This window comes from Pseudanabaena sp. FACHB-1998 (assembly GCF_014696355.1).
Classification (GTDB): Bacteria; Cyanobacteriota; Cyanobacteriia; order Pseudanabaenales; family Pseudanabaenaceae; genus Pseudanabaena.
Genome location: NZ_JACJQA010000052.1, coordinates 1 through 5,800, shown reverse-complemented (window position 1 = coordinate 5,800; position 5,800 = coordinate 1). Strand labels below are relative to the sequence as shown.

Genomic DNA, 5,800 nt, shown 5'->3' with positions numbered 1-5,800 from the left:
GGCATTCGCTGTCAATGTTGCAGAAAATTGCTGGCGCTCTCAATCAGAAGGTTGAGATTAAGTTTTCAGCGATCGCATCTTGAGACAAGTTTGGTGTAGTCGAAGTTTTTCAGTAAGATAAGGGCGATCGCTACAATATTGTAAGCTAATCTTGATTTTTTTGATGTGTGGCTTATAGGTAAGCTATATTTGGTTTGTGCCACCTGATCAACCAATAATCTAGCCACTGCAAGCATTTTTATGGATAACGAGCTTTACAAGATTTTCGAGAAGACTTACTTCAACCATAAGTATTATTTGAAGGAGTTTAAGGGGGCGGGGGCTTTTGGTGCGGTGTTTTTGGCGGATGAGGTGGTGGGTGGTACAAAAATTCAGGAGGTGGCGATTAAGGCGATTCGGAAGGATAAAATGCCTTCGGATATTATTGCTAAGGAGTTAGTGACAGCGATTAGGCTGAAACATCCTAATTTGATTAATTGCATTACTTCTGAGGAGGGACGGTTAAAGCATTTGGCGTTTAATTATGACTGTTATGGTCTGGTGATGGAGATTGCGAGTGGAACGCTAGAGGATTATTTGCAAGCATCGCGGGTTTTACCAGTTAGTGAAGTAAGGGAGATTGTTGAGGCGATCGCTTCGGGGCTTGTCTATTTGCATGGTCAGTCGGTAACGCATCGGGATCTGAAACCTGCGAATGTGTTGCGGGTGGGGAATGTTTGGAAGATTTCAGATTTTGGGATTGCGCGGCAGATGTCGAGGGAAAGTGGCACGATGACAAGTAATATCATGGGAACGCAAACTTATATGCCGCCAGAAGCGTATGCTAGTTATTCGGTAAAGATTTCACCTGCATGGGATATATGGTCTTTGGGCGTAATGATTGTAGTGATGCTGACGGGGGAGTTACCGTTTGATAGGATAACGGATATTTGGAAAATGAAAATCAATATTAAAGGCGATTTACCTCCAACTTTCAACGAGATCGTTCAAAATTGTTTGCTTAAAGCCCCTACGAAGAGATGGAAGGCAAAGCAAATACTCAACAAAAATATTGAGTTCAACCCTGAAGAGGCTGATGAATATCTTGATATCGCTTTAAATAAATTGGGGGAAGGTCATAATGAAGAATCACTTAAATGTTTCAATGAAGCCATAAGAATTAATCCTAATTATGTAGAGGCTTACTTCTATCGTGCAACGGTTAAGTTTCGATTGGACGATGTGCATGGAGCTGTAACAGATTACACCACAGTTATTAGACTCGATCCGAAACACGCTGAAGCTTATGTCCAAAGAGGTATATTAAATGAGGATTATCTAAATGATAGTCAGGCAGCACTTTCAGATTACAGTGAAGCAATACTGGCTAATAGTGAGCATGAATCAGCTTATCTTGCACGAGGGTTTTTAAAATCTAAAAAATTAGGAGATAAATATGGAGCAATTGCTGACTACGATGAGGCTGTCCGTATAGCAGATTATAATTCTAGTACTTATGAGGCTCTCGGAGATCTAAAGTGTGATTTAGAAAACTGGCAGCAAGCAATCTCTGCCTACAGCAAAGGAATCAATCTTTTACCTGACAGTGCTAGATTATATCTTAATCGAGGCTTAGCAAAACTCAAATTAGGCGATATAAATGCAGCAATTGCCGACTTCAACGAATCTATAAGGCTTAATTGTACTGATAATTTGGCTTTGGCATACGGAAATCGAGGCAGAGCGAAATCCAAATTAAGAGATAATCAAGGAGCAATTAGTGATTTCAATGAGGCAATTCGCATTAGTCATGACCATACTGAGATTGCGGGTGTCTATATAAATCGAGGTTTAGCAAAATCCAAACTTGGAGATAAAAACGGAGCATTACTAGACTTTCGTATTGGAGCGGAACTTTGTCAGAAGCAAGGAGATTTAGACAATTATAATAAAGCTTGTAGGCTTATTCAAGGAATTGAGTCAACTTAATCAATTATTTTCGCAACTAAATTTTAGACTTTAGATAATTAATGAAAGATGTACATGAAAGCAGAAAAAATTTTGCGTCAGCCGCAGTAAGATTCGGTTCATTAAGCATACCGTGTCTAATTCCACCTTCATCACTCGTATATCCATATAGTTTATCAAAAGATGCCCTTAAACTTGAATGAATCTTTTGACGATTTTCTAGCACTTTAAGTGCTTGTCCTAATGATGCTTTTGGGTCTTCTGAAATTATTTTTGCAATACTCTCTACAGCAGAAATAGACTCCTTTATAGAATTTCGATAATCTGGATTTTTTCGATCACTCATTCGAGTAAGAGCGCATCGGAGATGGCTTGATACGGCAGAAAAACTTTTATCATTCAATGATTCTTCTAACATCTGAATTTCTTGCTCAGTTGTTATATCTGTTAATATACCTCCAATAAACCTAAAACCTGATAGCTCTCTGGATAGCAAATTATTGGCTTTTTGGACTAGCAATGGATTTACAAAATAGTTAAGTGTGGCTTCAATCAGATCATAAACTTCATACCAATCTAATTTATCAAATTTACTCCGTAAATTTTGCAAAATGGGATCTTTACTAATTCTAATAAATTGCAATTCATCTAGTGGCTTTTTAAAAAAATCTGTCCACAAATATAGAATGAATGACTCTACTTTCTTCCCATAACAAATTTCTGCTTTAGAATTGCAGTAGTCGAGTAAAATATTTTCATACAAGAAATTCCAAAGTGAATATCTTAAATCCTCATTAATTCCATCGATCTGAATTATTTTAGATACAGATTTAAAACCCTTCCTTTCGCTAAATTTTTTAGTTGGTATTTTAAACTCAGATTTTAATTTTAAAGACTGTATTTGAGCTTCATGTTCATCTATGATTTTAGGATCATGAATATGACAGTAACCAGAAATTGTGGCATCACGCTTACATCTTTGCCCAGATTTGGTTGTACCTTTACATTTCTCAGATAACATTGTTAAGACGAAATATTCTTGGATAATGTCATAGCTCAAGCTATCTCATAACTATACATTTGATCAAGCTATTTAGGATAAAAAATCGAAGCAGATGCCAATACTAGGAAACTGACTTTTTAGGCAATGGAGCAAAACAGACTCTCTTATTTGAAACCGCAAGCATCTTGCTATAATAGCCGCATAAACTTAGCTCACCAAAAACTTCTATGCTCTCTCAACAGCTTGAAGACAAACCACAACATCTAGAAACTAGAGTAGCCGCATTAGAAACAGAACTCGCGCAAATGCGACAAATGTTATCTGTATTTGTTCAGAAAAAAACACCTTGGTGGTTAAAAGTCGCAGGTAGCTTTGAAAACGATCCCACCTTTGACGAAGCCAATCGCCTCGGTCAAGAATGGCGCAAATCTGCTGAATAGAGCATCATGTATATTTTTGACACCGATCATCTCAGCCTCATTCAGCGCAACGGACAAGAAGGAAAGCAAATCTTAGCCAAACTTACAGAGATAGAAGATCCTGAAGTTGCCGTTACCGTCATTACCTACGAAGAGCAGATTAGAGGAAGACTCGCTTTTTTAGCTAAAGCAAAAACATTAGATGAACAAGTATTTGCTTATCAAGGATTACAGCAACTAGCAATCAATTACCAAGCGATCGCTATCATCCCCTTTAGCCGAGCATCTGTCCTAGAACATCAACGCTTACGCAAAGCCTATCCCCGTCTAGGAAACATGGATCTCAAAATTGCCGCGATCGCCTTAACAAACAATGCAACCTTAGTCACCCGTAACAAATCAGATTTTGGACAAATTGTAGAGTTGTCTATAGATGACTGGTCATAACTTATCCGTCCTTATGGCTTATGCCTGACACCACCGACTACCTCCAAGGCATTATCGAACGCCTCACCTTTCACTCCGAAGAGACAGGCTATACCGTAGCGCGGCTAAAAGTACCCAAGGCTCAAGACCTAATCACCGTAGTCGGTAACTTTGCCAACATCCAAGCAGGACAGACCCTTGCCCTAGAAGGCACATGGCGATCGCATCCTAAGTTTGGCGACCAATTCCAAGTCACTCAATACCGTGAGACTAAACCCGCCACGATTACGGGAATTGAGAAATATCTTGGCAGTGGTCTGATTAAAGGCGTGGGACCAGTCACCGCTAAACGCATCGTCGCTCATTTTGGATTGGATACCCTTGACATCATTGAGAATGAAATTGACCGTCTGATTGAAGTTCCTGGCATTGCCAAGAAACGGGTGAAGATGATTAAGACTGCTTGGGAAACGCAAAAGGCGATTAAGGAGGTCATGGTATTTCTGCAAGGACATGGAGTATCCACCACCTATGCAGTGAAGATCTTTAAGCATTATGGTAATGATTCCATTCAGACCGTTTCCGAAAATCCTTATCAACTGGCGACGGATATCTATGGCATTGGTTTCTTTACTGCCGACCAGATTGCTCGGAATATTGGCATTGAAGTTAGTTCCGAGTTTCGCAGCATTGCGGGTATCTTCCATTGTTTAGGGGAAGCTGCTGAAGAAGGGCATTGCTATTTACCGCGAAAAGAACTAGAAGAGAGAGCGATTAAACTGCTTGCTCTTGAAGACTATCAGCCAGATCCTGAAACTATCTCTAAAATTGTTCTCCATCTCTCCGTTAACGATCGCTTAGTCATGCAAGGCTTAGAAGGAGAGTTCATCTGCTATAAACCCACTTACTTCCATACTGAACAAAATCTTGCCGAACGGGTTTATCAATTATTGCAACACAAACATCATCCAGATCCTGAACGAGTCAATGCTTGGATTGATCGCTACACCACCCAAAGAAATATCCAACTCTCGCCCAAACAACGGGAAGCCGTGGAGATGGCAGCAACTTCTTCAGTGTTAATTCTCACAGGTGGGCCAGGGACAGGTAAAACTACTACTACCCGCACTATTATCGCGCTCTGGAAAGCGATGGGGAAGGAGATTTCTCTCGCTTCGCCAACGGGTCGGGCGGCTCAACGATTACAGGAAGTCACAGGCTGTGAGGCTAAGACAATTCACCGTTTTCTAGAATTTGACCCAAAATCAATGGGTTTTAAACGCAATCAGGAATATCCGCTAACGGCTCAGGCGATCGGTATTGATGAAGCATCGATGCTGGATCTGTTTCTAGCTTTTTCTCTGGTGAAGGCGATTCCATTAGGCGCTCAACTACTTCTTGTCGGCGATACCGATCAACTTCCCAGTGTCGGTGCGGGCAATGTTCTCAAAGATTTAATTGATTCTCAGCAAGTCCCTGTGATTACGCTCACTGAGGTGTTTCGTCAGGCTCAGGCAAGTCAAATTATCCAGAATGCTCACCGTATCAATACGGGTAAATTTCCAAACATGGAAAAAGTCTCTAATCAACCTCAATCCGATTGTCTATGGCTAGAAATGCCCAATGCTGAAGCTGGTCAGCAGGGTATTTGTGACATTATTACGGAATTGTTACCGAGTCTGGGCTTTGACCCTCAGCAAGATATGCAGGTTCTCTGTCCGATGACTAGAGGTGATGTTGGTACGCGCAATCTCAATGTTGTCTTGCAACAACTTCTCAATCCTCCTGATGCGATTAAACCAGAAATTAAGTATGGCAATACGATCTTTCGTCTGGGCGATCGCATTATGCAGCAGGTGAATGATTATAGCTGCCGCCAAGTGAAATAGGACGTAGAGTAAAGGGAGAATATAGGAGTCAAAGGCAAAATGTCAAATTCGTACAGTTATGATTTACGACAAAAAGTAATCCAGTCAATTGAATTGGATGGACTAAAGAAAATCGA

The 5,800-nt window shown here is 40.4% G+C and carries 4 protein-coding genes and 1 pseudogene; 4 read left to right on the top strand and 1 reads right to left on the bottom strand.

Going from position 1 to position 5,800, the window contains the following annotated elements; all coding sequences use genetic code 11:
• Positions 1–240: 240 nt before the first annotated feature.
• Complete coding sequence (locus tag H6F42_RS20625) at positions 241–1,968, top strand: protein kinase (RefSeq protein WP_190401270.1); 1,728 nt, start codon at positions 241–243, stop codon at positions 1,966–1,968.
• Between the two features lie 16 nt (positions 1,969–1,984).
• Here the strand turns inward: H6F42_RS20625 and H6F42_RS20620 are convergent, their stop codons facing one another.
• Entirely contained in the window at positions 1,985–3,007 is a 1,023-nt protein-coding gene (locus H6F42_RS20620) for a DUF5763 domain-containing protein (RefSeq protein ID WP_190401269.1), read from the bottom strand.
• 170 nt (positions 3,008–3,177) lie between these two features.
• Here H6F42_RS20620 and H6F42_RS20615 point away from each other — a divergent pair, with 170 nt between their 5' ends.
• From H6F42_RS20615 to H6F42_RS20605, 3 genes and pseudogenes are all read left to right on the top strand, one after another.
• The gene (locus H6F42_RS20615; RefSeq protein ID WP_190401268.1) at positions 3,178–3,390 is read left to right on the top strand and encodes a hypothetical protein; all 213 of its coding nucleotides are present in this window, start codon (positions 3,178–3,180) and stop codon (positions 3,388–3,390) included.
• A gap of 6 nt (positions 3,391–3,396) precedes the next feature.
• Positions 3,397–3,816 carry a type II toxin-antitoxin system VapC family toxin gene (locus H6F42_RS20610; RefSeq protein WP_190401267.1) on the top strand — a complete coding sequence of 140 codons (420 nt, stop codon included), beginning with the start codon at positions 3,397–3,399 and terminating at the stop codon, positions 3,814–3,816.
• Between the two features lie 20 nt (positions 3,817–3,836).
• A pseudogene (locus H6F42_RS20605) lies at positions 3,837–5,678 on the top strand (ATP-dependent RecD-like DNA helicase); the annotation flags it as partial.
• Positions 5,679–5,800: the final 122 nt, after the last annotated feature.